This is a genomic window from Undibacterium sp. TC4M20W, assembly GCF_049340245.1.
Classification (GTDB): Bacteria; Pseudomonadota; Gammaproteobacteria; order Burkholderiales; family Burkholderiaceae_D; genus Undibacterium.
On the sequence record NZ_JBMPPI010000030.1, the window covers coordinates 40,898 to 61,434 of the forward strand.

Annotated in this window: 22 protein-coding genes and 1 tRNA gene; 12 read left to right on the forward strand and 11 right to left on the reverse strand. The window is 50.6% G+C overall.

Annotated features, from left to right (window positions below; genetic code table 11):
- Positions 1 to 123: 123 nt before the first annotated feature.
- Entirely contained in the window at positions 124 to 1,323 is a 1,200-nt protein-coding gene (locus tag ACO0LL_RS25175) for an alpha/beta hydrolase family protein (protein ID WP_422953557.1), read from the forward strand.
- Positions 1,324 to 1,400: 77 nt separating this feature from the next.
- Here ACO0LL_RS25175 and ACO0LL_RS25180 read toward each other — a convergent pair whose 3' ends face one another.
- Positions 1,401 to 2,594, reverse strand: coding sequence for a glycerophosphodiester phosphodiesterase (locus ACO0LL_RS25180; RefSeq protein WP_422953558.1), 1,194 nt, complete (start codon positions 2,592 to 2,594; stop codon positions 1,401 to 1,403).
- A gap of 186 nt (positions 2,595 to 2,780) precedes the next feature.
- Here ACO0LL_RS25180 and ACO0LL_RS25185 point away from each other — a divergent pair, with 186 nt between their 5' ends.
- On the forward strand, positions 2,781 to 3,764 hold the full coding sequence (locus ACO0LL_RS25185) for an endonuclease/exonuclease/phosphatase family protein (protein ID WP_422953559.1): 984 nt from the start codon (positions 2,781 to 2,783) through the stop codon (positions 3,762 to 3,764).
- A gap of 22 nt (positions 3,765 to 3,786) precedes the next feature.
- Here the strand turns inward: ACO0LL_RS25185 and ACO0LL_RS25190 are convergent, their stop codons facing one another.
- Positions 3,787 to 4,335, reverse strand: coding sequence for a hypothetical protein (locus ACO0LL_RS25190; protein ID WP_422953560.1), 549 nt, complete (start codon positions 4,333 to 4,335; stop codon positions 3,787 to 3,789).
- Positions 4,336 to 4,564: 229 nt separating this feature from the next.
- Here ACO0LL_RS25190 and ACO0LL_RS25195 point away from each other — a divergent pair, with 229 nt between their 5' ends.
- Both ACO0LL_RS25195 and ACO0LL_RS25200 read left to right on the forward strand, forming a co-directional pair.
- Positions 4,565 to 5,131 carry a DUF3455 domain-containing protein gene (locus tag ACO0LL_RS25195; protein ID WP_422953561.1) on the forward strand — a complete coding sequence of 189 codons (567 nt, stop codon included), beginning with the start codon at positions 4,565 to 4,567 and terminating at the stop codon, positions 5,129 to 5,131.
- A gap of 223 nt (positions 5,132 to 5,354) precedes the next feature.
- A complete protein-coding gene (locus tag ACO0LL_RS25200; RefSeq protein WP_422953562.1) occupies positions 5,355 to 6,089 on the forward strand; it encodes a DNA-formamidopyrimidine glycosylase family protein in 735 nt (244 codons plus the stop codon).
- A gap of 25 nt (positions 6,090 to 6,114) precedes the next feature.
- Here the strand turns inward: ACO0LL_RS25200 and ACO0LL_RS25205 are convergent, their stop codons facing one another.
- From ACO0LL_RS25205 to tauA, 3 genes are read right to left on the reverse strand one after another with little or no spacing between them, the layout of a single operon-like run.
- Positions 6,115 to 6,993 carry an ABC transporter permease subunit gene (locus tag ACO0LL_RS25205; protein ID WP_422953563.1) on the reverse strand — a complete coding sequence of 293 codons (879 nt, stop codon included), beginning with the start codon at positions 6,991 to 6,993 and terminating at the stop codon, positions 6,115 to 6,117.
- Positions 6,994 to 7,003: 10 nt separating this feature from the next.
- Positions 7,004 to 7,828 carry a taurine ABC transporter ATP-binding protein gene (locus ACO0LL_RS25210; RefSeq protein ID WP_422953564.1) on the reverse strand — a complete coding sequence of 275 codons (825 nt, stop codon included), beginning with the start codon at positions 7,826 to 7,828 and terminating at the stop codon, positions 7,004 to 7,006.
- On the reverse strand, positions 7,801 to 8,799 hold the full coding sequence (tauA, locus tag ACO0LL_RS25215) for a taurine ABC transporter substrate-binding protein (protein WP_422953565.1): 999 nt from the start codon (positions 8,797 to 8,799) through the stop codon (positions 7,801 to 7,803). The genes ACO0LL_RS25210 and tauA overlap by 28 nt, the downstream gene beginning before the upstream one ends.
- A gap of 267 nt (positions 8,800 to 9,066) precedes the next feature.
- Here tauA and ACO0LL_RS25220 point away from each other — a divergent pair, with 267 nt between their 5' ends.
- Both ACO0LL_RS25220 and ACO0LL_RS25225 read left to right on the forward strand, forming a co-directional pair.
- On the forward strand, positions 9,067 to 10,482 hold the full coding sequence (locus ACO0LL_RS25220) for an MATE family efflux transporter (protein WP_422953566.1): 1,416 nt from the start codon (positions 9,067 to 9,069) through the stop codon (positions 10,480 to 10,482).
- Between the two features lie 49 nt (positions 10,483 to 10,531).
- Complete coding sequence (locus ACO0LL_RS25225) at positions 10,532 to 11,248, forward strand: glutathione S-transferase (RefSeq protein WP_422953567.1); 717 nt, start codon at positions 10,532 to 10,534, stop codon at positions 11,246 to 11,248.
- Between the two features lie 107 nt (positions 11,249 to 11,355).
- Here ACO0LL_RS25225 and ACO0LL_RS25230 read toward each other — a convergent pair whose 3' ends face one another.
- Positions 11,356 to 11,760 (reverse strand): hypothetical protein, encoded by a 405-nt coding sequence (locus ACO0LL_RS25230; RefSeq protein WP_422953568.1) that lies wholly within the window; start codon positions 11,758 to 11,760, stop codon positions 11,356 to 11,358.
- Positions 11,761 to 12,090: 330 nt separating this feature from the next.
- Here ACO0LL_RS25230 and ACO0LL_RS25235 point away from each other — a divergent pair, with 330 nt between their 5' ends.
- Positions 12,091 to 12,234: a hypothetical protein gene (locus ACO0LL_RS25235; RefSeq protein ID WP_422953569.1), complete on the forward strand. Its 144-nt coding sequence runs from the start codon at positions 12,091 to 12,093 to the stop codon at positions 12,232 to 12,234.
- A gap of 25 nt (positions 12,235 to 12,259) precedes the next feature.
- Here ACO0LL_RS25235 and ACO0LL_RS25240 read toward each other — a convergent pair whose 3' ends face one another.
- The 4 genes from ACO0LL_RS25240 to ACO0LL_RS25255 all read right to left on the reverse strand — a co-directional run bounded on the left by ACO0LL_RS25240 (position 12,260) and on the right by ACO0LL_RS25255 (position 14,116).
- On the reverse strand, positions 12,260 to 12,691 hold the full coding sequence (locus tag ACO0LL_RS25240; protein WP_422953570.1) for a VOC family protein: 432 nt from the start codon (positions 12,689 to 12,691) through the stop codon (positions 12,260 to 12,262).
- Positions 12,688 to 13,167 carry a helix-turn-helix transcriptional regulator gene (locus tag ACO0LL_RS25245; RefSeq protein WP_422953571.1) on the reverse strand — a complete coding sequence of 160 codons (480 nt, stop codon included), beginning with the start codon at positions 13,165 to 13,167 and terminating at the stop codon, positions 12,688 to 12,690. The genes ACO0LL_RS25240 and ACO0LL_RS25245 overlap by 4 nt, the downstream gene beginning before the upstream one ends.
- A gap of 211 nt (positions 13,168 to 13,378) precedes the next feature.
- The gene (locus tag ACO0LL_RS25250; protein WP_422953572.1) at positions 13,379 to 13,798 is read right to left on the reverse strand and encodes a hypothetical protein; all 420 of its coding nucleotides are present in this window, start codon (positions 13,796 to 13,798) and stop codon (positions 13,379 to 13,381) included.
- 242 nt (positions 13,799 to 14,040) lie between these two features.
- Positions 14,041 to 14,116, reverse strand: a tRNA-Phe gene (locus ACO0LL_RS25255).
- A gap of 155 nt (positions 14,117 to 14,271) precedes the next feature.
- On the opposite strand from ACO0LL_RS25255, the gene ACO0LL_RS25260 reads away from it, so the two are divergent.
- The 5 genes from ACO0LL_RS25260 to ACO0LL_RS25280 all read left to right on the forward strand — a co-directional run bounded on the left by ACO0LL_RS25260 (position 14,272) and on the right by ACO0LL_RS25280 (position 19,611).
- Positions 14,272 to 15,489, forward strand: a complete 1,218-nt coding sequence (locus ACO0LL_RS25260; protein ID WP_422953573.1) for an FAD-dependent monooxygenase — start codon at positions 14,272 to 14,274, stop codon at positions 15,487 to 15,489.
- A 125-nt stretch (positions 15,490 to 15,614) separates the two neighbouring features.
- Positions 15,615 to 16,355, forward strand: coding sequence for a DsbC family protein (locus ACO0LL_RS25265; RefSeq protein WP_422953574.1), 741 nt, complete (start codon positions 15,615 to 15,617; stop codon positions 16,353 to 16,355).
- A 23-nt stretch (positions 16,356 to 16,378) separates the two neighbouring features.
- On the forward strand, positions 16,379 to 16,993 hold the full coding sequence (locus tag ACO0LL_RS25270) for a nucleotidyltransferase family protein (protein WP_422953575.1): 615 nt from the start codon (positions 16,379 to 16,381) through the stop codon (positions 16,991 to 16,993).
- 224 nt (positions 16,994 to 17,217) lie between these two features.
- Positions 17,218 to 17,682: a DUF3429 domain-containing protein gene (locus ACO0LL_RS25275; RefSeq protein ID WP_162043392.1), complete on the forward strand. Its 465-nt coding sequence runs from the start codon at positions 17,218 to 17,220 to the stop codon at positions 17,680 to 17,682.
- A 60-nt stretch (positions 17,683 to 17,742) separates the two neighbouring features.
- On the forward strand, positions 17,743 to 19,611 hold the full coding sequence (locus tag ACO0LL_RS25280; protein WP_422953576.1) for a M61 family metallopeptidase: 1,869 nt from the start codon (positions 17,743 to 17,745) through the stop codon (positions 19,609 to 19,611).
- Positions 19,612 to 19,735: 124 nt separating this feature from the next.
- Here ACO0LL_RS25280 and trpC read toward each other — a convergent pair whose 3' ends face one another.
- On the reverse strand, positions 19,736 to 20,536 hold the full coding sequence (gene trpC, locus ACO0LL_RS25285; protein ID WP_422953577.1) for an indole-3-glycerol phosphate synthase TrpC: 801 nt from the start codon (positions 20,534 to 20,536) through the stop codon (positions 19,736 to 19,738).
- Position 20,537: the final 1 nt, after the last annotated feature.

Here is a 20,537-nt window from a genome sequence, read left to right on the forward strand (position 1 = left end):
CTGTTTTTAAGACCGCGTGCAGACGCTTGCTTTTAGTTAAGACATCTACGAAGCATGCCAGCATGGTAATGGCTGATGCCCTCATAGGGGGCAAACATATCCTCAGCAATAATGGGAGAAAATATGAAATTTGATTTACTAAAACACACATCGGCTGGGACCATCCTCGGTCTTGCTGCGTGCCTGGTAGTAACGGCATGCGGCGGCGGCTCTTCGTCCAGCCCGGTGACCACCCCCGTTGTCACTACGCCAGATGTGCTTAATCCACCTGGCCCCGGGCATTTCGATACTGCCACCTTTATCAAAACCATCAGCCTTGCTGATGTGACTGCTGCCTTGCCAAAAGAAGTGACAGCAGTGATCAAGCCTTTGTATGCAGTTGACACCTACAAGATCACATACACCACGACGGACACTGGTGGCCGCAGCGTGGTGGCCTCTGGTCTGGCGGCTATCCCGCGCAAGACGGGTAGCCTGGCCAGCCCGGTACTCAGTTACCAGCATGCAACCATCAAAACCAATGCTGAGGCGCCGAGCAACCATGCCACTGCAGATGAACCGGCAGTGCTGTTCGCCTCCATGGGTTATCTGGTCAGTGCCACTGATTATGTCGGCTATGGTGTGACCAGGGGGCTGCCACATCCTTATCTGCTGGCAACACCGACTGCGCTTTCAGTGGCTGATTTTATGACGGCCACTGCGCGCTGGCGGCAGACCCAGTCCATTGCTGACAATGGCCAGGTGTTTTTAACCGGCTATTCAGAAGGCGCGTATGCGAGCATGGCAACGCTGCGTTACCTGACGCAAAACAGGGCAGGTGCTTTGCCTGTCAGCACCTATATCGGTGCCGGGCCTTACGATGTAGTGCTGACGCTGAACGCGATGCTTGATGCGGTACGCAAAGAGAATCCTATCGTCGGCGCGCTTATCAGCCCCGGTTTCTTGAAAAAACTCGGTGCGAATGACAGGGCCAATGTGCGCAACCTCTTGCTGTCATCTGCATTGGGCAGCAATAGCGATATCGTATTTGACCCTGCTTTCCTCGACAATTTCCTCAACGATGATGATGCCGCCATCATCGCGCAAAGTAATGTCAATGACTGGACGCCGCAATCACCTATCTCATTCTTCCATGGCCGTGATGACACGACCGTGCCTTATGGGAATACTGATTCAGCCTTCCAGGCCATGACCAGACGCGGTGCAGGCACATTGTTGGACCGCATGGATTGTCCGGTCAAACCGGCAGAGCATATCCCCTGTGTACCGGCTTTTCTCGTCAATGATATTACCCGGCTGGGGACTCTGGCTAAAGGACTGTAAGCCAGCCATTCATCTGTAAGCTCATGCGTGAAGTGAAGATACTTCACGCATGAAATACAAGATGCTGATGAAATAAATCAGCGGCCTGTTTCTTTCAGATAATCTGCACGTGCAGCAAGTGCGGTGTCGGCAAAATCAGAGAACATGCCATCGATCCCGAGACGGAAAAATTGCAGGTATTCTGCCTTAGGGTCACCATTGTAGTTGGCTGCCAGGCGGCGCTTTTCATTACGGAAAGTGTAAGGATGTACCAGCAGGCCAGCCTTATGCGCATCGCTGATCAGGCTGGTGGGCGCCAAGGTAGTGGCATCAGTTTCATTGATCTTGCCATCGCCATTCACATCGACCAGTTTGCCATCAGCACCCACGGTCCCCTTGACGCTGACGATATAACGCTTCCATGGGCCTATGCCATCGGCATAAGTTTTGATCTCGGCCAGTCCAGCAGGTGTCACCATGTCACTGAACAGGCGCTTGTCACCTGCCATGGCCCAGTCATAAGGGCGGTCGTAAGGTGCTGCAAAAGTCAGAGCGCCGGTTTTAAGATCAACATCATCTGCATCGATCAATTGCACCAGCTTGACGTTCAAGCCCTTCCTGCGCAATTCTTTCAGGCTGCCTGGTTCAAACGACTGCACGAAGATAGGCGCAGTCTTATCATTCCAGCCTGCTTTGGTGATGAGGTCTATCAGCTTGTCTTCCAGCGGCAAGCCAAGTGCGCGGTGATAGCTGGGGTTCTTGGTTTCAGGATAGACGGCAATCGTGCGGCCGGTCTCTTTGCTCTTGGCTTTGACCAGATCAATGATCTCCTGGAAGCTGACGATTTTATACAAGCCATTGTATTGCTGCGGACGCTCAGCATCGGTGGAGATGCCACCCAGAGTCTTGATTTCTGCAAAAGTAAAATCGCTGGCAAACCAGCCGGTTTGGGTTTCACCATCAACGTCTATGGTTTTCTTTCTGGAAGCAAATTCAGGGTGTTTATCGACATCGGTGCTATAAGCCAGATTAGGATCATGACGCGCAATCAGTACACCATCTTTGGTCGAAATCAGGTCGGGTTCTATCGCATCTGCACCCAGGTCAATCGCTTTCACGTAGGCTTCATAAGTCTCTTCTGGCAAATAACCAGATGCGCCACGGTGGGCAACCACCAAAGGTTTGTCGCCATTCAGGGTAGGTAAGGGCTGCAGGCTATTACCACCGCAGGCGCTGAGCAAGACCAGCAGGGAAGATGCCAATAAATATTCTGGAGTGCGTGTAGGTAGCATGAGCGTCTCTCGGTAAAAAAGAGCGACGATATAAGTTGTGTATGACGATGTAATGACAGAGTTACAATTGTTACACTTGTCTCAAAAATATTTTTTGCTCGATTTTGCGATGTTATGATGAGCGCCGATATGCGCATTTCCGTTCCTGGTTCCAGTTGAAATAGTCCGGCTTTCAAGGGGGTAATCATGCATCACGGCAAAGTATCTGCAGAGATCGCAGCAGGTTTATTGGTATTGAAAGAAAGCATCAAGGAGGCAGAAATACCTTCCTCCAGGCTGGATGAGACCATCAATATCGCCACCTGGAATATCCGCGAATTTGGCCGGAAATCCCGCAATGAAGCATCAATCCACTACATCGCAGAAATCCTCGGCCAATTTGATCTGATCGCCGTTGTTGAATTGCGCAATAATCTCGAAGACTTGGGCAAGGTCATGACTTATCTCGGTGACTCGTGGCGCGTAGTGTATTCAGACTGGTCAGATGACCGCGGTGGCAATGATGAACGCACCTCTTTTTTATATGACAGAAGGGCTGTGACGCATACTGGCCTTGCCGCTGAAGTAGAAGCGCAAAGAGTAAAGGAAGGTGATGAATGGATCACCAAAGAATCTTACTGGCGTGCACCATACTTGTGTTCATTCAGGGCCGGTAACTTTGATTTTTTGGCGCTGGCCCTGCATGCCAGATGGGGTGACAGCACCGCCGCACGCCGTGACGAATTACAGCGATTCAGCAACTGGATCAAGCGCCGCTTTGAGAGTAAATATGTAGAAGACCATGACCTCATCGTGTTTGGCGATTTTAATACACCTACTATCAAGGATGAGTTATTTGCAGCCCTGGTAGATTGTGGCTTGCAGATACCCAAGCCGCTGGTGCAGTTAAAAGCAGGCAAGCGCAACATAGGCGGGTCTAATCTGAAAGGCAATGCGCGTTATGACCAGATACTGCATTTGCCTACCGTGCCTGAGAATTTTACCAATGCAGGCGGGGTGGTCGATTTTTTTGTCGATGAGGCCAATATCTCCAAACTATATCCAGGCAAGAATTACACATTGCAGCAATTCAGCTACCAGATGTCTGACCATTTCCCGGTCTGGATACAGATCAAGACCGATATCGAAGGTTTTCGTCTTAACCAGATCATCCGGGCAAAATCAAAATAAAGTCTTGCGCCTTTACTGATTATTAGTCCACATCCCATACACCCCACCAGTTTTGCTGCGCATCAGTTGCAGGATATTTTTTTGAGGGCAGATAAGTCGTTTCCTCAAGGCTGATATTGACTTCGGCAGGCTGCTTGTCTTGCAAAACCTGATAAGCCGTTTCGCCCTTCAGTTTATCCAGCATTCCTGCCAGGCCGGTGACAGACCAGCAGTAATATGACCAGGTGTCTTCCGCCAGTACGCTGGTCGCAATATCCATGTCAAACTTGTAGCACAGGCGCAGCCGCAAACGCAGAGCAGGTTGTGGCTCTGTGCTGGCCTTATCTGAAGGCAGGCAAAACAGACGGACGATACCTATTTCAAAGCGCGTACCGCGCCCGCGATTGGTAATGTCGTCATACACCACCATGCCGTCACCTTCAGCAGCGATGACGTCGTAGTCGCTCACGTCCTGATAGTAAGCGCTCATCAGGTTCAAGGCTTGCGGCAGCTTCATGCCCTTGAGCGTCTGTTTATTTGCCCTGAGCAGGGCACGCAAGTCTTTTTCAGATTGCGCCGGATTTTTGTTCATGCTGATTTTCTCTTAAAGTTGCTAACCTGATACTCAGATTTCTACTTGCATATATGGTGGGCAATTTTACAGTGAAATAAATTCAGCCTGAGGAGAATTGATCCCGCCAAATAGTTTTGGTGAATGATTAATTTATTTAAAGAATGTTGAATCCATTCATGAGTCTCCTGCGTATCTGAAATATTGGTCATCAAAGACTGATACCCCAACCACCATACAGGAGCCTTAAATGAAAGCCTACACTCTGACTATCGCATCGCGCGCTGTTGGCATTTCCACTGTGCTGGCCAGCGCACTATTGGCGGGCTGCACTTCCATGAGCCCTATGGCAGCCACCTACTCGCAAGACAGCCTGCCAGATGCAGTCAAGGTGCCCGCAGGCAATAAAGTCGCCATGCAGACAGTAGGCGCAGGTTTGATCACTTATGAATGCCGCGCCAAGAAAGACATGGCAGGCCAGTTTGAATGGGCCTTCGTCGGCCCGGACGCCACACTCAGTGATCGCAGTGGCACCAAGCTTGGCAAATACTATGGCCCACCGGCGACATGGGAAAACCTGGACGGTTCCAAAGTCACCGCCACCCAGGTCGCAGTTGCACCGGCAGGCGCAGGCAATATCCCTTATCAACTGGTCAAAGCCAACCCAGCAACTGGCAGCGGCGCAATGACAGGCGTCACTTACATACAGCGCGTGGCAACCAAAGGCGGTGTGGCACCATCCAGCACTTGTGATGCGGGTAGTGCTGGTAGCAAGCAGACGGTGAATTACCAGGCGGATTATATTTTCTGGAAATAATCACAACCGTAAATGATTATTGACCGATGCAGCGAATTCTCGTCGCATCGGTATTTATTTCAGTTGCATTGTAGGACTGTGCCAAATCACGGCATCTCAAAACTAAGCATAGATTCCACATTCAAAAAACGTCCTACACCTTTCTCAGAGCTTTCCTATAGTTCAGATCCTTGGCATGTAGCAAGCTGACCCCTTATAAATAAAATCTTGAAAGGGAGCAGCCATGCCAGAAGGACCATCCATCCGCATCTTGCAAGAAGATGCCAGCGGCTTTACAGGCAAGACCGTGAAAAAAGCATATGGCAATGCGAAGATGGATATGTCACGCATGAGCAATCAAAAAATCAAAGACCTGCGCACCTGGGGCAAGCACTTCCTGATCGTTTTTGAGGACTTTACGGTACGTATACATCTCCTGATGTTTGGCAGTTACCGCATCAATGAACAAAAAGACGCGGTTCCGCGCCTGTCTTTGTTATTTAAGGATGGACAGCAGCTTAATTTTTATACCTGTTCAATCAAATATCTTGAAGGTGATATCAATACCCATTATGACTGGGCTGCCGATGTCATGTCAGATGATTGGGATGCTGCGGCCGCACGCAAAAAATTACGCGCCAACCCGTCTATGTTTGTCTGTGATGCCTTGCTGGAACAGGATATTTTTTCTGGCGTCGGTAATATTATCAAGAATGAAGTCCTGTTCAGAATCCGCCTGCATCCTCTTTGGCTTGTGGGCAGTTTATCAAGCGCAAAATTATCGGACATGGTTACGCAGGCGAGACAATATAGTTTTGAATTTCTCGAATGGAAAAAAGCCTTCGTCCTGAAACAGCACTGGCTTGCGCATACCAGGAAAATTTGCCCACGTTGCCATATTCCTTTCCTGAAAGCACATCTAGGGCATAAGAAGCGCCGGGCTTTTAATTGTGAGAAGTGTCAGAAGAAATATGATTAGTGGTTTGATTTTTGGATGAAACTGTTTAGGTATGCGCTTTCCATGGCACCAGCTTGCGTTCAAGGCGACGCATGAGCAAATCGAACAGGTAGGCCACGATGCCGATGAGGATGATGCCCATGATCACGATATCAGTGCGCAAGAAGCTGGACGCGTTCAATACCAACTGGCCCACGCCAGCCGTGGCTGCCACCATTTCAGCCGCGACCAGGGTGGTCCAGCCAAAACCTATGGCTATCCTCAGGCCTGTCAGAATATCAGGCAGCGCCGCTGGCAAGATCACATGCCGCAATAGTTGCCACTGGCTTGCACCCATCGATAATGCCGCATGCAATTGCTCTGATGCGACCTTGATGACACCGGCGCGGGTAGCTACTGCGATAGGCGCAAAACAGGCCAGGTAGATCAGCAATATCTTGGCTGTTTCGTCAATGCCGAACCAGATCACGATCAAGGGCAGGTAGGCCAGTGGTGGCAACGGTCTATAGAATTCGAGGATGGGATCAAAGATGCCGCGCACGATGCGGTTGGTGCCCATCAATAAACCCAGCGGTACTGCGCTGATAGCCGCTAACAAGAATGCACCAAACACGCGTATCAAACTCCAGGCCAGATGTTGAAGCAATGGCAGCCCGCCTTGTATATTGCCACTCCAGGCCTGTTGAGCAGCGAGCCACACAGCCGCTGGCGAAGGCAGGAACAAGGGTTCCACCCAAGCTCTTGCCGTGATGAACCACCAGCCTGACAACAGTACGGCGATGGTGATGATAGTCACGCCCAGGGTTTTGCCACTGCCTGGCCTTGGGTACACCTTTGCTATCGGCAATAATGGCACAGTCTCGCGCCTTGTAACTTCTGTATAAGCGTGATCAGGAGTTGCAACTGAGGTGGATGGTGGTGGCATGTGGAAATCTTTAGACAGGATGATGCACAAGTTGCAGCAGACGTTCACGCCATGCGATGAAGTCAGGCGAAGATTTGACTGTACGCGCATCGCCCGAGGCCAGATATTCGCCAGAAAATGGCAACTCAAATTGTTGGGCAATGCGGCCAGGGCGCGGCGACATGACGATTACCCGCGTACCGAGAAAAAGCGCTTCTTCTACACTATGGGTAATGAAGAAAATGGTTTTGCCGCTACGCTGCCAGACTTTGACCAGCAGTTCTTGTATTGCCTCACGCGTCAGGGCATCAAGCGCACCCATCGGTTCATCCATCAGCAGCACACGGGGATTATTTGCCAGGGCGCGGGCTATCCCTACACGCTGCTGCATGCCGCCAGACAATTGATAAACGGGGGACGTAGCAAATTGCTCCAGCCCGACCAGACGCAATTGATCCAGCGCAAGCGCATTACGCTGCTCACGTGCGATACCGCGAAAGCGCAATCCCAGTGCGACATTGTCCAGCACATTCAACCACGGCATCAGCGCATGCTTTTGAAACACCACACCCACATCAGGGCTGGGGCCGTTGATTGCCACATCGTCCAGCGTGAGTTCACCCTCAGATGCCTGTATGAAACCGGCCAGGCAATTCAGCAAAGTTGTCTTGCCACATCCTGAAGGGCCAAGCGCGACGACGAATTCTCCTGGGGCGATAGACAGGTTAACGTCGGACAAGGCCAGTGCTTCATCCGGCCCGGTACCGGCAAAGCGCACCGACAGCCGGCGTATATCAAGCCGGCCGCCGTTGTGAGCCGCAGGTGTGATTACTGTGCTGCCGCTTTGCGTACCCATGTGGCATTGACTCCTACGCTATAGTCTGGCAAAACCGTCTGTATAGTGCCCTGGCTTTTCAGGAAAGCCGCTGTAGCAGCCAGTGATTTGGCCGCACCACCACCCAGCCATTGTGCTGAGGCCTGTTGCTGCAAAGTCGGAAACTCATACAACGCCAGGCTGGCAGGCACTTCCGCAGCCTCTGCACCAGCCCATTTTGCGACTGCCTTGATTTGCGCTGAATCTGTTTTCCAGTTTGCCTTGTTGTTGCGGTAATCCGCATCCGTGGCCGCCAATAGCTTCACCAGCTCTGTGAGGAATGCATCATTCTGTTTGGCGAAATCCTTGTTGACCACGATGCCATCAAAGGTTGCCGTGCCAGTCTGTTTGGCGATCTCACCAGAAGAGATTAGGGTCTTGCCGGTCTTCTTCACTTTGGCCAGTACAGGATCCCAGATGAACGTCGCATCAATATCACCCCGCTCCCACGCTGCAGCAATTTCTGGCGGACGCAAGTTAATAATCTTGACGCCACGCGCATCAACTTTTGCATGTTCCAGTGCCAGCAGAGTATGGAAATGCGAGGTCGACACAAACGGCACGGCAATGCGCTTGCCATTCAGATCGGCCAGCGTTTTGACATTGCTGCCATTACGCACCACCAGTGCTTCGGCATCATTGATATTGTCCAGTATCCAGAACAACTGTATGTTCAAACCCTGCGACAAGCCCGAGGCTATCGGTGCCGACCCTGCTTCACCTATCTGTACCGAACCAGAGGCCAGCGCACGGATAACATCAGCACCACTCGCCAGCTTGCGAAACGTCACCTTGTACCCGGTCTTTTGTTCCAGGTTGTGCGTTTCCTGCGCATAGCGCCAGGGCACGACCATGTCCTGATAAGCGATAACTACCTCTTTGGTTTCGGCAACAGCGTTCCCCATGAGGAAGACACTGGCGGCGAGGGCGAGAACATGCAGATTCTTTTTCATATATGTTGATGGACAAGTGGCAGACGGCCCAGTATATGAGCTGGTTTTGTGCCGTAAAACGAATCTTTCCGACTATGAATATGCAGTGCATGTATTGCGTACTTTGGGTATAAGCCGGGAGGGGACGTTGAGAGGCGTTGAGAGGCTTAAAAAAGAAAAATGTTCGGTGCCGTACACTGATCTGACTCCTGGCGTCGCATAATGGATATCAATGTGCACTATTTGTCAGTGCAAACTATAGCCACTAAAGCCAATAAAGGACATCGCGTGGAACGCCAAAAGCTTTTTCTGGAAGGCCCTATCACCAAAGCACTTGCGGCACTGGCGTTGCCCATTATCCTCGGCAACATTTTGCAGACTGGTTATCAGTTGACCGATGCATTCTGGGTGGGCCGGCTGGGTGCCTCGGCAGTCGCGGCGATTTCCATCAGTTTCCCGGTGACTTTCCTTGTTATTGCCCTGGGTTCTGGTCTTGCCATGGCAGGGGCGACGCTCACTGCACAGTATATGGGCGCAGGCCGGCAAGATATGGTCAATCATGTTGCTGCCCAGACCATGGTCATGGTCGCTATCAGCTCGGTGGTACTGGGCCTGATTGGGTATAGTCTGGCACCGCATTTACTGACACTGTTGGGCGTAGAGCCAGCAGTTCACGATGGCGCGTTGGGTTTCATGCACGTGTCCTTCATAGGCATTATTTTTGTATTCATTTATGCGATGTTCCAGGCACTGATGCGTGGCGTCGGCCAGACCAAAATCCCCTTGTATATCGTCGCAGGAACGGTACTGCTGAACTTCTTGCTTGACCCCTTGTTCATCTATGGATGGCAGATCATTCCTCCTTTAGGTGTCATGGGCGCGGCCTATGCAACCCTGGTGACACAGGCGCTGGCGGCCTTGATAGGCATGATCATTTTCTTGCGTGGCAGACATGGCATACAACTGGATTGGCGTGCTTTAAAACCAGACCCGGCCTATATCCGCCGTGCTTTCTTCCTGGGTTTGCCAGGTTCGGTCGAGCTCTCGACGCGTGGTCTGGGTTTGATCGTCATGTCCTTCCTGGTGTCCAGTTTTGGAACTGTCACGATTGCCGCTTACGGTGTCGGTGCAAATATTTTGCAAGTCATCACGATACCTGTCATGGGCATTTCGATGGCGATATCCACATTGGTGGGGCAAAATATCGGGGCCGGCAATATTGAACGCGCATCACGCATTACGGTGCTCGGTACCTTGATAGGCTTTGCCGTGCTTAGCGTGGTGGGCGTCATCGCCTATGCACTGGCACCTCTGATCGTCAGTTTTTTTATTCCCAATGATGCCGCAGTCATTGCAGAAGCCGCCAACTTCTTGCGCATCATGTGTCTGGCCTGGGGTGGTATAGGTGTGCAGCTTTGCATCGTGTCAGCTTTCCGTGCCTCCGGCAATATGCTCAATGCCATGATCATCGCGCTGGTGTCACAGTGGATGGTGCAGTTTCCGCTGGCGTATGTATTATCCAAGCATACGCAACTCCATGCCCAGGGCTTGTGGTGGTCATTTCCGGTAACGAATATCGTGGTCGCCCTCATCGCCATCTGCTGGTTTGCCAGAGGTAGCTGGAAAACCACCAGACTCACTGAGGATGACAGGCAAACAGCACTCGTCAGTCAGGAGACGATTATCGAGGATGGCATACGGTGACGGACGTTTCTTGTCGCAAGCATGAATGTATTGAAAAAGGGATAGCGCCATGAGCATTTCAAAAGCTCCTGAGTATGAATTGTATTATTGGTCGGTACCATTTCGAGGCCAGTTTGTGCGGGCTATCCTGGCATGCGCCGGAAAAACCTGGGTAGAAGCAGACGATGCAGCTATCATGAAACTCATGAGCGGGCCGATAAAAAATATGCCAGTGCCCTTCATGGGGCCGCCCATACTCATCGACAAAAAAACCAGATTCGCCATCGCTGAAATGCCCGCCATTGTGCTGTATCTTGGAGAAGCACTAGGTCTCATGCCAACCACACCAGAACTTCGCGCCATGACCATGAAAATAGTCAATGATGCCAATGACGTCATCGATGAAATCACCCTGGATGGTGGGCGGCAGATGTGGACTGAAAAACGCTGGAAGGAATTCATTCCCAGACTGCAAAAGTGGATGTCGCTATGGGAAGAAACCGGTAAACGCCATGGCCTGCGGGTTGGCAGTGGATTTTTATTGGGCGGCAAGGAGGCAGGCATTGCAGACATCGTGACAGCCACTTTGTGGTCAACTTTAGGTGATCACTTTCCCAAAATAAAAAAGTTGCTTGAAAAAACTGCTCCCATGACTGCAAACCTGTCGCAACGCGTCAGTGAACTACCGCCCCTGGTCAAGCTGGCCACCAAGGCGCGCGAAGAGTATGGTGATGATTATTGCGGCGGCAAGATAGGCGCATCGATGAAAAAGATCATAGGTACTTAGCCAGATAAGAGAGTCCTGCGGTCTTGACGTGAGGCTCCTCTGGTTTGAGCAACTGGCCTTGAATTCAGATGAGACGCAAGATGGGCTGCATTATTGATTTGGGGATGTCATGATCTGTCTGTATTGATTTCAGATGCTGTATCCACTTCCTGTAAGCGCCCCAGACGTACCAGCCTTGAGTTGATTGATCCTTTTGAGCGCCCAAATTCCCTGGCGATTTCGCTTACCTGTGCTCCTGCATCAAATGCTGCCAGTAGTTCGGTGTCGTCAATTGCAGTCCAGGGTTTTCCCGCATTTGCCGCCGGTGATTTTTGCTTTTCATTACTCGCGGATTTTGCCATTGCTAATTCCGTTTCCTGTTTTTCTGCGCCCAGCGCCTGGGCTGCAAGAAACAGGGCACGGATAATCTGGGGTTGATTAAAAATGCCTTCATCTGGCAAAGCGTCGCCAGTTTCCGGGTGTATCCCGAGTGCCAGAGATTCCAGAATGGTTTTTGCTTTTTGAGGAGTCATAAATTTTCGTTTTCGACAAATGCGAAATCAGCAAAGGTGATATGAAAAGAAGGAAATTGGCAAAATTACTTTTCTGTTGATGCCAAAGCATTGAGCTACAACGATAAGCTACAACAGAGATTGCTGATCCGTAAAGACTATTGCTGCAATTTTATTTGCTGTGTTTCCAATCTTAGATTTTTGCCAGTAAAAGTAAAAGAAAAATCAGATTAATGTGAAAAGCCGCTTAACAAAGAAATTTGTTGAGCGGTTTTTCATTTCTTGGTGACTCAAGCAGTAGCTTATGTATGTGACCTGATGCGCCACTTGCTCGTATAAGGCAATGCAAACATGTACAAGCCAGAAAATAACATCAGAAATAGCGGAGGCAAAGGCGCATATGTTATCCACGGCGACGGCTCACCCGAGCTGATTGCTCTTGCCGCAAAATTGGCAATGACCGTCAGCGTGAAAATGATAGACAGCCAGCGGTGACTTTGTCGTATCCAATCGCTCAAGTTCATGATGATTTCCCCGCTTGTGGCTTGGATGCAGCTTCTATCATTTTCCAGCCATTGCCAGACGGATCGCGAAAGCCTGCATCCACGGTGCCGTAGCGGTCCACTGGCTCTTGCGTGAACTCAACGCCGCATTTGCGCAAGCGTTCATAGGCAGCGCGGCAGTCATCCACCACGAGTACGTTTGCCGGCATGGCACCTTTTGCTACCATCTCATGCAAGGTTTGTGCGGTTGCCACATCATGCAAGGGTGCTCCTGGCACGAACAAGCCTAGCTGGAAAGAGGGCTGGTCCGGATGCTGAACTGTTAGCCAGCGATAACTGCCATTACGAACATCGGTGTGGACGAGAAACCCCAGCTTGCCGACGTAGAATACCAGCGCTTCATCCTGATCATGCACATACAGACCTGCCACATTAACGCCTTGAGTCATATATCCTCCTGATTTGATTGAGGCTCCAGTTTGCCAGCGGCTTCCATGCGCCGCTTCTCCAAAACTGCTGTATTGAGATCAGGACGCGCCGCATTGCGCATGACACACTCAGGGATATGCACACCCGCATGCGGAAGTGTGCGTTCACGTTCCCTGAGCTCTCCCGGGCTTTCGCCAGTAATATCACGAAAGATGCGTCCAAAAGTGCCAAGACTGGTCCAGCCAGTCTGGAGTGCGATCTCGGTAACGGGCAGATCAGTATCGCGCAACAGAGTTTTTGCCCGCTCGATACGGCGTGTGAGCAGGTAGCGATGGGGAGGCAGGCCAAAGGCCTTCTTGAATTCGCGAGCAAAGTGCGCCGCCGATACGGCACTCACCTCAGCCAGCTTGTGGATGGGCCAGTCCTCATGAGCAGCCCCATCCATCCGGTCTTTCGCCCGCAGCAAACGTCGTAATAGTTGGGGACTTTGAGGCATCTTATCCTCGCGCAAACAAAAATGCCAACCTCAAGAGTGGGCGCTGATGATACCGATCCTTGATGGACAGTATTGAAATCGAACCACCGACACAAGCATTTTCAATCTTATACGATACCTGTGCATTATCCAACCGTGGTTGGCATATCCCATGCCAGGCTAGTATGGTCGAGAATGCCAGGCAAATTGATGGGCAAGTGAAGGTAGCTTCTCAGTTCTTGCCCGGTGCCTCTTCAGGGACATTTTTTGCCGTGTTAGGGGTTGGCAATTGAGATGGGGTGTTAAAACATTTTTTTTGAATCACTGCTTGGTCCAGTGCTTCTTTTTCACCTTTTAATCTGGCGAATTCCGCTTGTTGCTCTTTGTTGCCAGAACCTGTGAAAAATGCCGCTGGCCAGAAAATAACGACGGCCGCTGCAGTTGCGAGATTGCCATTGCTTGCACTTTGATCAATTCGAGCTCCCATTTGCGAGGCTCTTACCTGAATACGCTGCCCCTCCATTGCCAACTGATCGCAGTCGTAGGTTGAATATTGCAGTGGCGAGATATAAACCGCAGAAATATCCTTGGAGGTGGTTGCACATCCTGCAAGAAGGGACATTGACAAGGCGATGTAAGGAAGTTTCTTCATTTTTTTGCTCGCAAAAGTAATATTCTGAAAATACTATTTGGACATGATCTACTCAGTTAAATACTAGCCCGTATCTGTAACGCTGAGCTGCCAAATGGTTTTAGGATTGTTGCCATCACATAGTATTGCCCATCGCCTGCCACTGCTCTTATGCTGGGAGAAGTAATAGTTTGCTTGTGAAAAAATGAATCACAAACAAAAACGCCAATCTTTGCAGATTGGCGTTTTGTAAAATTATTTCTTGGTGGCCCGGGGCGGAATCGAACCACCGACACAAGGATTTTCAATCCTCTGCTCTACCGACTGAGCTACCAGGCCAAGACCAAGAATTATAGACATGTTGAGTGCGGTTTGCAAGCTTTTTCTGAAAAAACCTGTGCTCCTCTCTATGATGGGGCTTTGATCTGGCGCATCAGGCAGCAGGTTGGGCTTCCCGTATAATGGGTCATTATCTGGTTTTTGATGGGGGACTGATGTCTGCTCAGGTGCGGGATTGCGATATTTGTATCGTTGGTAATGGGGCTGTCGGCAAAGCAGCTGCTTTGGGCTTTGCACAGGCGGGGTTGCGTGTGAACTTGTTGTGCGCTCCTGGTTCTGGAGTGCCTGCAGTTGTTCCCAATTCGGCTCCCGGTTTAACTGCTGACTGGGATGTGCGGGTATATGCGCTGAACCATGTGGCGTATGATTTGCTGTCTTCATTAAAGGTCTGGGATGCACTGGATCAGGCGCGGCTGGCCCCGGTGTCAGCCATGCAGGTGCAGGGTGGTGGTATTGATGCGGGCAGGCTGGGCTTTGATGCTTATGGTGCGCACGTGAATGAGCTGGCCTGGATCATCGAAGACAAAAATCTGAATCAGGCGCTGGATACGGCTTTGCGGTTTGCGCAAAGCCTGACGCTGGTGCAGGGGTGGGCGCAGGCTTTATCGGTGCAGCCTGATGCGGCGCAAGTGGCGCTGGATGATGGCAGCAGCATACGTGCGTCTCTGATCGTTGGTGCTGATGGCGCGCAGTCGTGGGTGCGTGGTGCTTGCGATATTGGCCTTGATTACCGGTCGTATCATCAGCAAGGTGTGGTGAGCAATTTTGAATGTACCAAACCGCATCACGGTGTTGCTCATCAGTGGTTTGTACAAGAGCAGGGTATTATCGCCTTGCTGCCTTTGCCGGGTAACCGTGTATCACTGGTATGGTCGGCACCTGATGCACTGGCCGAGACTTTATTGCGTGAACCCTTGTCGGCTCTGGTTGAGCGTTTGATGCCATATTGCGGTGAAGTGCTTGGTGCCTTGCAGCCAGTTTTGCCAGAGGCGATCAAAGCTTTTCCTTTGCGCCTGATGCGGCCACACAGCATGATCGCGCCACGGGTTGCTCTGGTGGGGGATGCAGCGCACGCTGTGCATCCGCTGGCGGGGCATGGCATGAATCTGGGGTTTGCTGATGTAGTGGATTTGCTGAAAGTGATCAAAGAAAAAGAAGCACACCGGGATTGTGGTGATGCCCGTTTGCTGGGCCGTTACCAGCGTGCGCGTAAGGAAGAAGTGATGCTGATGCTGGCTACAACAGATGGCCTGGCGCGCCTGTTTGCATCTGATTTGACGCCTTTGCGTACAATACGTGATCTGGGATTGAACTTGCTGGACCGCTTGCCAGTCATAAAGAACAAATTAATCGCCCACGCCATGGGGAAATAAGCCTGGCGTGGTGTCGTAGTGTGTTTGTAAGTTTGCTGCAATGATTACGACCAAGAACCAGACTACGGTCTTTTATGGTTTTGATGTTCGTGCACAAGTATGAAGAAAATGAAAGAAGATTGAAGATGAAAAAAACTCTACAAGGCCTGATGGTCATTGCGCTGGCCCTGGCTGGCAGTGTCTTTGCTGCCGAGACGGCGCAAGAGGCCAATGTGCGCAAGCTGGTACAGCCCACCTTTCGTGAAGGTGTGAAGATTGATTCTGTGACCAAGACACCATATTCAGGTCTGTTCGAGGTCCGCATAGGTTCAGATATCATGTACACCGATGAGAAGGCACAATTTCTGTTCACGGGTGAAGTCATAGATGCAAAGAATGGCACCAATTACACCAAGGCCAGGATAGATGACCTGACCAAGGTAAAGTTTTCTGAGCTGCCGCTGGAATCTGCATTGAAGATGGTCAAGGGCGATGGCAAGCGTGTCATTGCGGTATTTGAAGATCCGAATTGTGGCTATTGCAAACAGTTCCGCAAGACGCTGGCGACGATGGACAACATCACCGTGTATACCTTCATGTATAACATTCTGGCAGAAGATTCCAAAACCAAATCCAAAAACATCTGGTGTTCGGCTGATCGTAACAAGGCCTGGGATGAATGGATGTTGCACGGCAAGGTCGCACCTGAGGCTGCTGCCAACTGCAATACACCCAACGATAAAATTTTTGCCCTTGGACAAAAGTTGCGTGTAACGGGTACGCCCTCTGTTTTCTTCACAGATGGCACACGTGCGCCCGGCATGCTGGATGTGAAAACGCTGGAAAGCAGGATTGCTGCAGCAGCCGGCAATAGCAAAGCCAACTAATCCATTTAAAGTAATAATTCACGATGACTTCGTCACCACGCTGGACAGGCATTTTGCTGGCAGCGGGGCGCGGTCGTCGCTTTGATGCCAGTGGTCAGCAAGACAAACTCTTGCAAATACTGGCGGATGGAAAATCGGTGGCCCAGCATAGCGCACACAATTTGCTGGCGGTCATGCCGCATGTTGTTGCTGTGCTGAGGCCAGATAATTCTGTGTTGGCAGGCCAATTGCAGACAATGGGTATTGAGTGCCTGGTCTGTCATGACGCTGATGCGGGCATGGCGAATTCTCTCAAACATGCTTTTCGTGCCACCGCGGACAGTGCTGGATGGGTCATCGCCCTGGCCGATATGCCCTCAGTAAAAACTTCTACCATGTCACTATTGTTTGAAGCCTTGCAGGCAGGGGCTGGAATAGTCGCGCCTGTGTATCAGAGACGGCGCGGTAACCCGGTTGGGTTTGCCAATCAATACTTGCCACAATTGCTGGATTTGCAGGGCGACATTGGTGCCCGCAGTGTTTTGCAAAACAATACAGTCACGCAAATAGAAGTGGATGACCCTGGCATTCATGAGGATATTGATACCCGCGATGCCTTGCTCAGTCATTTGGATAAAGGCGGGAAAACAAATGCTTGAAATACAGGATTCAATGATTTTGTGATTAAAATACTGTAAATAAGACATGGTTTCACAGACGATACGCATGACGGCTAGGGATTTTCCACAATTTTTGACCTTCCCCACCAGTTTTGTTACTTCTAAATAGCTTGTGGATATATCTATACAACAAAAATAACCATAGAATAGCGGTTTTCTTCCACCTGATTTAGAAGTGGGCGGTATTGGTGCTGCCAAAATGTATGGATAATCTCAATCGAAAACTGGCAATACGGATAGGCATTGCCGGGCTTGCACCATTTATCTTTTTGACGCTGGCTTGCTGGATAGTGCATCCAGACTGGTTGGGGGCTCTGATCAAGGCACAACTGCATTATGGCATTGTGATTTTGTCTTTTCTTGGCGGTCTGCATTGGGGCGTAGCTCTCATGGCAGGTGGCGGGCATGAGAATGAAAACAAAAAAGTCCTGATCTGGGGCGTGGTTCCCATTATTATTGCCTGGCTGTTTTTGAACCATATGCTGATAGGTTTTATCGTGCAGGTTGCCGGTTTTATCGCAACCTACAAGATAGACAAGCGTCTCTATCAGTCTTATGGTGTGCCAGCATGGTTTATCAATTTGCGTTTGCAATTGACACGTGCAGTCGTAGGGGCGCAGTTATTTACTTTTATTGCGGCCAATGTGCGTAATTACACCGCGTCATAAAATTCTGTTCCACTTTTCATTTCAGTACTCATTATTTAAGAAACAGAAAGATCGTTCAGAATGAAAAAAACGATAACAACAAAGAGACAAGTGACGAACGTGTCTGCATCAGCCCATGCACTGGCATATACCATCGTCCCCAAGGACTTGGCCGGACATATGTACCTGGTCACGCTGGATATCGCAGCGCCTGATGCCGATGGTCAGATCGTCAGATTGCCGGCATGGATACCTGGCAGTTATATGGTGCGTGAATTTGCCCGCAACATCGTGCAGATCAAGGCCAGTTCTGACGGCAAAAAAGTCGCACTGAAAAAACTCGACAAGCACACATGGCAGGCTGCGCCTTGCAAAGGCGCTTTGCGTATCACGTATGAAGTCTATGCCTGGGATTTGTCGGTTCGTGCAGCGCACCTCGATCAAAGCCATGGCTTCTTCAATGGCACCAGCGTATTTTTGAGCGTGCATGGCCAGGAGATGAATGCGCATGTGGTTGATATTCAGCGTTCTGAAGATATCGCCTGCAAAACCTGGCGCGTTGCCACGTCCTTGCCTGAGTTGAAAGCCAAGCGTTACGGCTTTGGTACGTATGTCGCTGCCAATTATGATGAGCTGATAGATCATCCGGTTGAAATGGGTGATTTTGCGCTGGCGACATTTGATGCGCACGGTATCTCGCATGACTTTGTCGTGACCGGCAAAGTACCGAATATGGATATGGAGCGCATCATCGCTGATGTGCAGAAAATCTGCGAAACGCAAATCGCTTTCTTCGAACCACGCACCAAAAAAGCACCAATGGACCGCTATGTCTTCATGACCATGGTGGTAGGTGAAGGTTATGGTGGCCTGGAGCATCGCGCTTCTACTGCATTGATTTGCAATCGCACTGACTTGCCAGTCAAACACCATGCAGAGATGAGCGATGGCTATCGTGGCTTTTTGGGCCTGTGTAGCCATGAGTATTTCCACACCTGGAACGTCAAGCGCATCAAGCCTGCGGCCTTTGCCAGCTATGATTTGCGTCACGAAAACTACACCAGCCTGTTGTGGGTATTTGAAGGTTTCACCAGCTACTATGATGACCTGATGCTGGTACGCGCAGGCGTGATTGATGAAGCTGCTTACTTCAAGTTGCTGGCCAAGACCATCAATATGGTGACACGCGGTAGTGGTCGTACAAAGCAAAGCGTGGCTGAATCCAGCTTCGATGCATGGACCAAGTATTATCGTCAGGACGAAAATTCACCGAATGCGATAGTCAGCTATTACACCAAGGGTTCTTTGGTGGCACTTGGCCTGGATTTGATGATACGCGCAGAAACTGTCGGTAAAAAATCCCTTGATGACGTCATGCGTGCGATGTGGCAAAAATTTGGCCGCGACTTTTATGAGCGCAGTCTGTCAGGCAAGCAGCAGGGCCTGGGCGAGACTGAGTTTGAAAGTCTGGTCGAGCAAGTCGCTGGCGTGAATGTACGCCGCTTCCTCGACAAGCATGTGCGTGGCACCGAAGACGTGCCGCTGGCAAGTCTGTATGCAGACTTCGCCTTGCAGGTAAACGATGGCAGTGCGAGCAAAAAAGCTAGCCTCGGCGTACGTGTGGTGCGTGACGGCAATGACTGCAAGATCGCCAATGCGCATGAAGGCCGTGCTGCGCATGTTGCTGGTTTGTCGCCAAACGATGTCATCATCGCCATCAATGGTTTGCGTGTAACTGCCGCAGATGCTGCCGATAGTCTGGCTACGGCGCTGGGTCGTTATCGTGTTGGTGAGACGGTACAGATTCACGCCTTCCGCCGTGATGAATTGTTGACTGTGCAGGCTAAATTGCAGGCGGATGATGTGCCAGCCGTGAATTTGACAGTGCAGGCAGGGGGCAAGGCTGCCAGTTTAGTGAGACCAAGTTTTCAGAAGCCTGGCAAGAAGTAAGTTGTAAACTGCATCTGATATCTAATGTCTGCTGCTTGATAAAGCGCGCCGTACAGTAATTTGCTGTACGGCGTTTTTTATGCCTGATATCATTCTTTGATAAGAAAAAAAACAGATTCGGCAATCAGCCAAACACCTTCGCCAGTTCTGCCCCTGGGTTTTCAGCCCGCATAAGAGCCTCACCAACCAAAAAACCATGTACATCGGCTTCACGCATGCGTGTAACATCCGCTGCTGACATGATGCCTGATTCAGTAATCACCAGTTTGTCTGGTGTAATCCTTGGCAGCAAGCCTATTGTCGTATCCAGAGACACTTCAAAAGTACGCAGGTTTCGGTTGTTGATGCCCAGCATGGCGGTCTTCAGTTTCAGGGCAGCTTCCAGTTCTTGCGCATCATGTACTTCTACCAGAACACCCATGCCAAGTTCATGTGCGCAGGCTTCTAGGTCGGCCATCAGGCCGTGATCAAGTGCAGAGACGATGAGCAGGATGCAATCTGCACCCCAATGCCTGGCCTGGTAGATCTGGTAAGGATCGATCATGAAATCCTTGCGCAATGCTGGCAGAGTGCATGCTGCACGCGCCTGTTGCAGGTATTCAGGCGCACCCTGGAAGAATTGCACGTCGGTCAGCACCGACAAACAGGCCGCACCATGTTCTGCATAGCTTTGCGCGATCTCTGCTGGGTGAAAATCAGGACGTAGCACGCCTTTTGAAGGAGATGCTTTTTTAATCTCTGCAATCACCGCTGCCTTGCCTGCAGCAATCTTGTCACGCAAGCTACCTTCAAAACTGCGCAGATCAGCTTGCGCTTCCTTGTTGCTCTCTACTTCTGCACGCAGGCTGGCAAAGGATTGATATTTTTTGGCCGCAGCCACTTCATCGGCTTTGACTGCCAGGATTTTATTTAAAATGTCAGACATG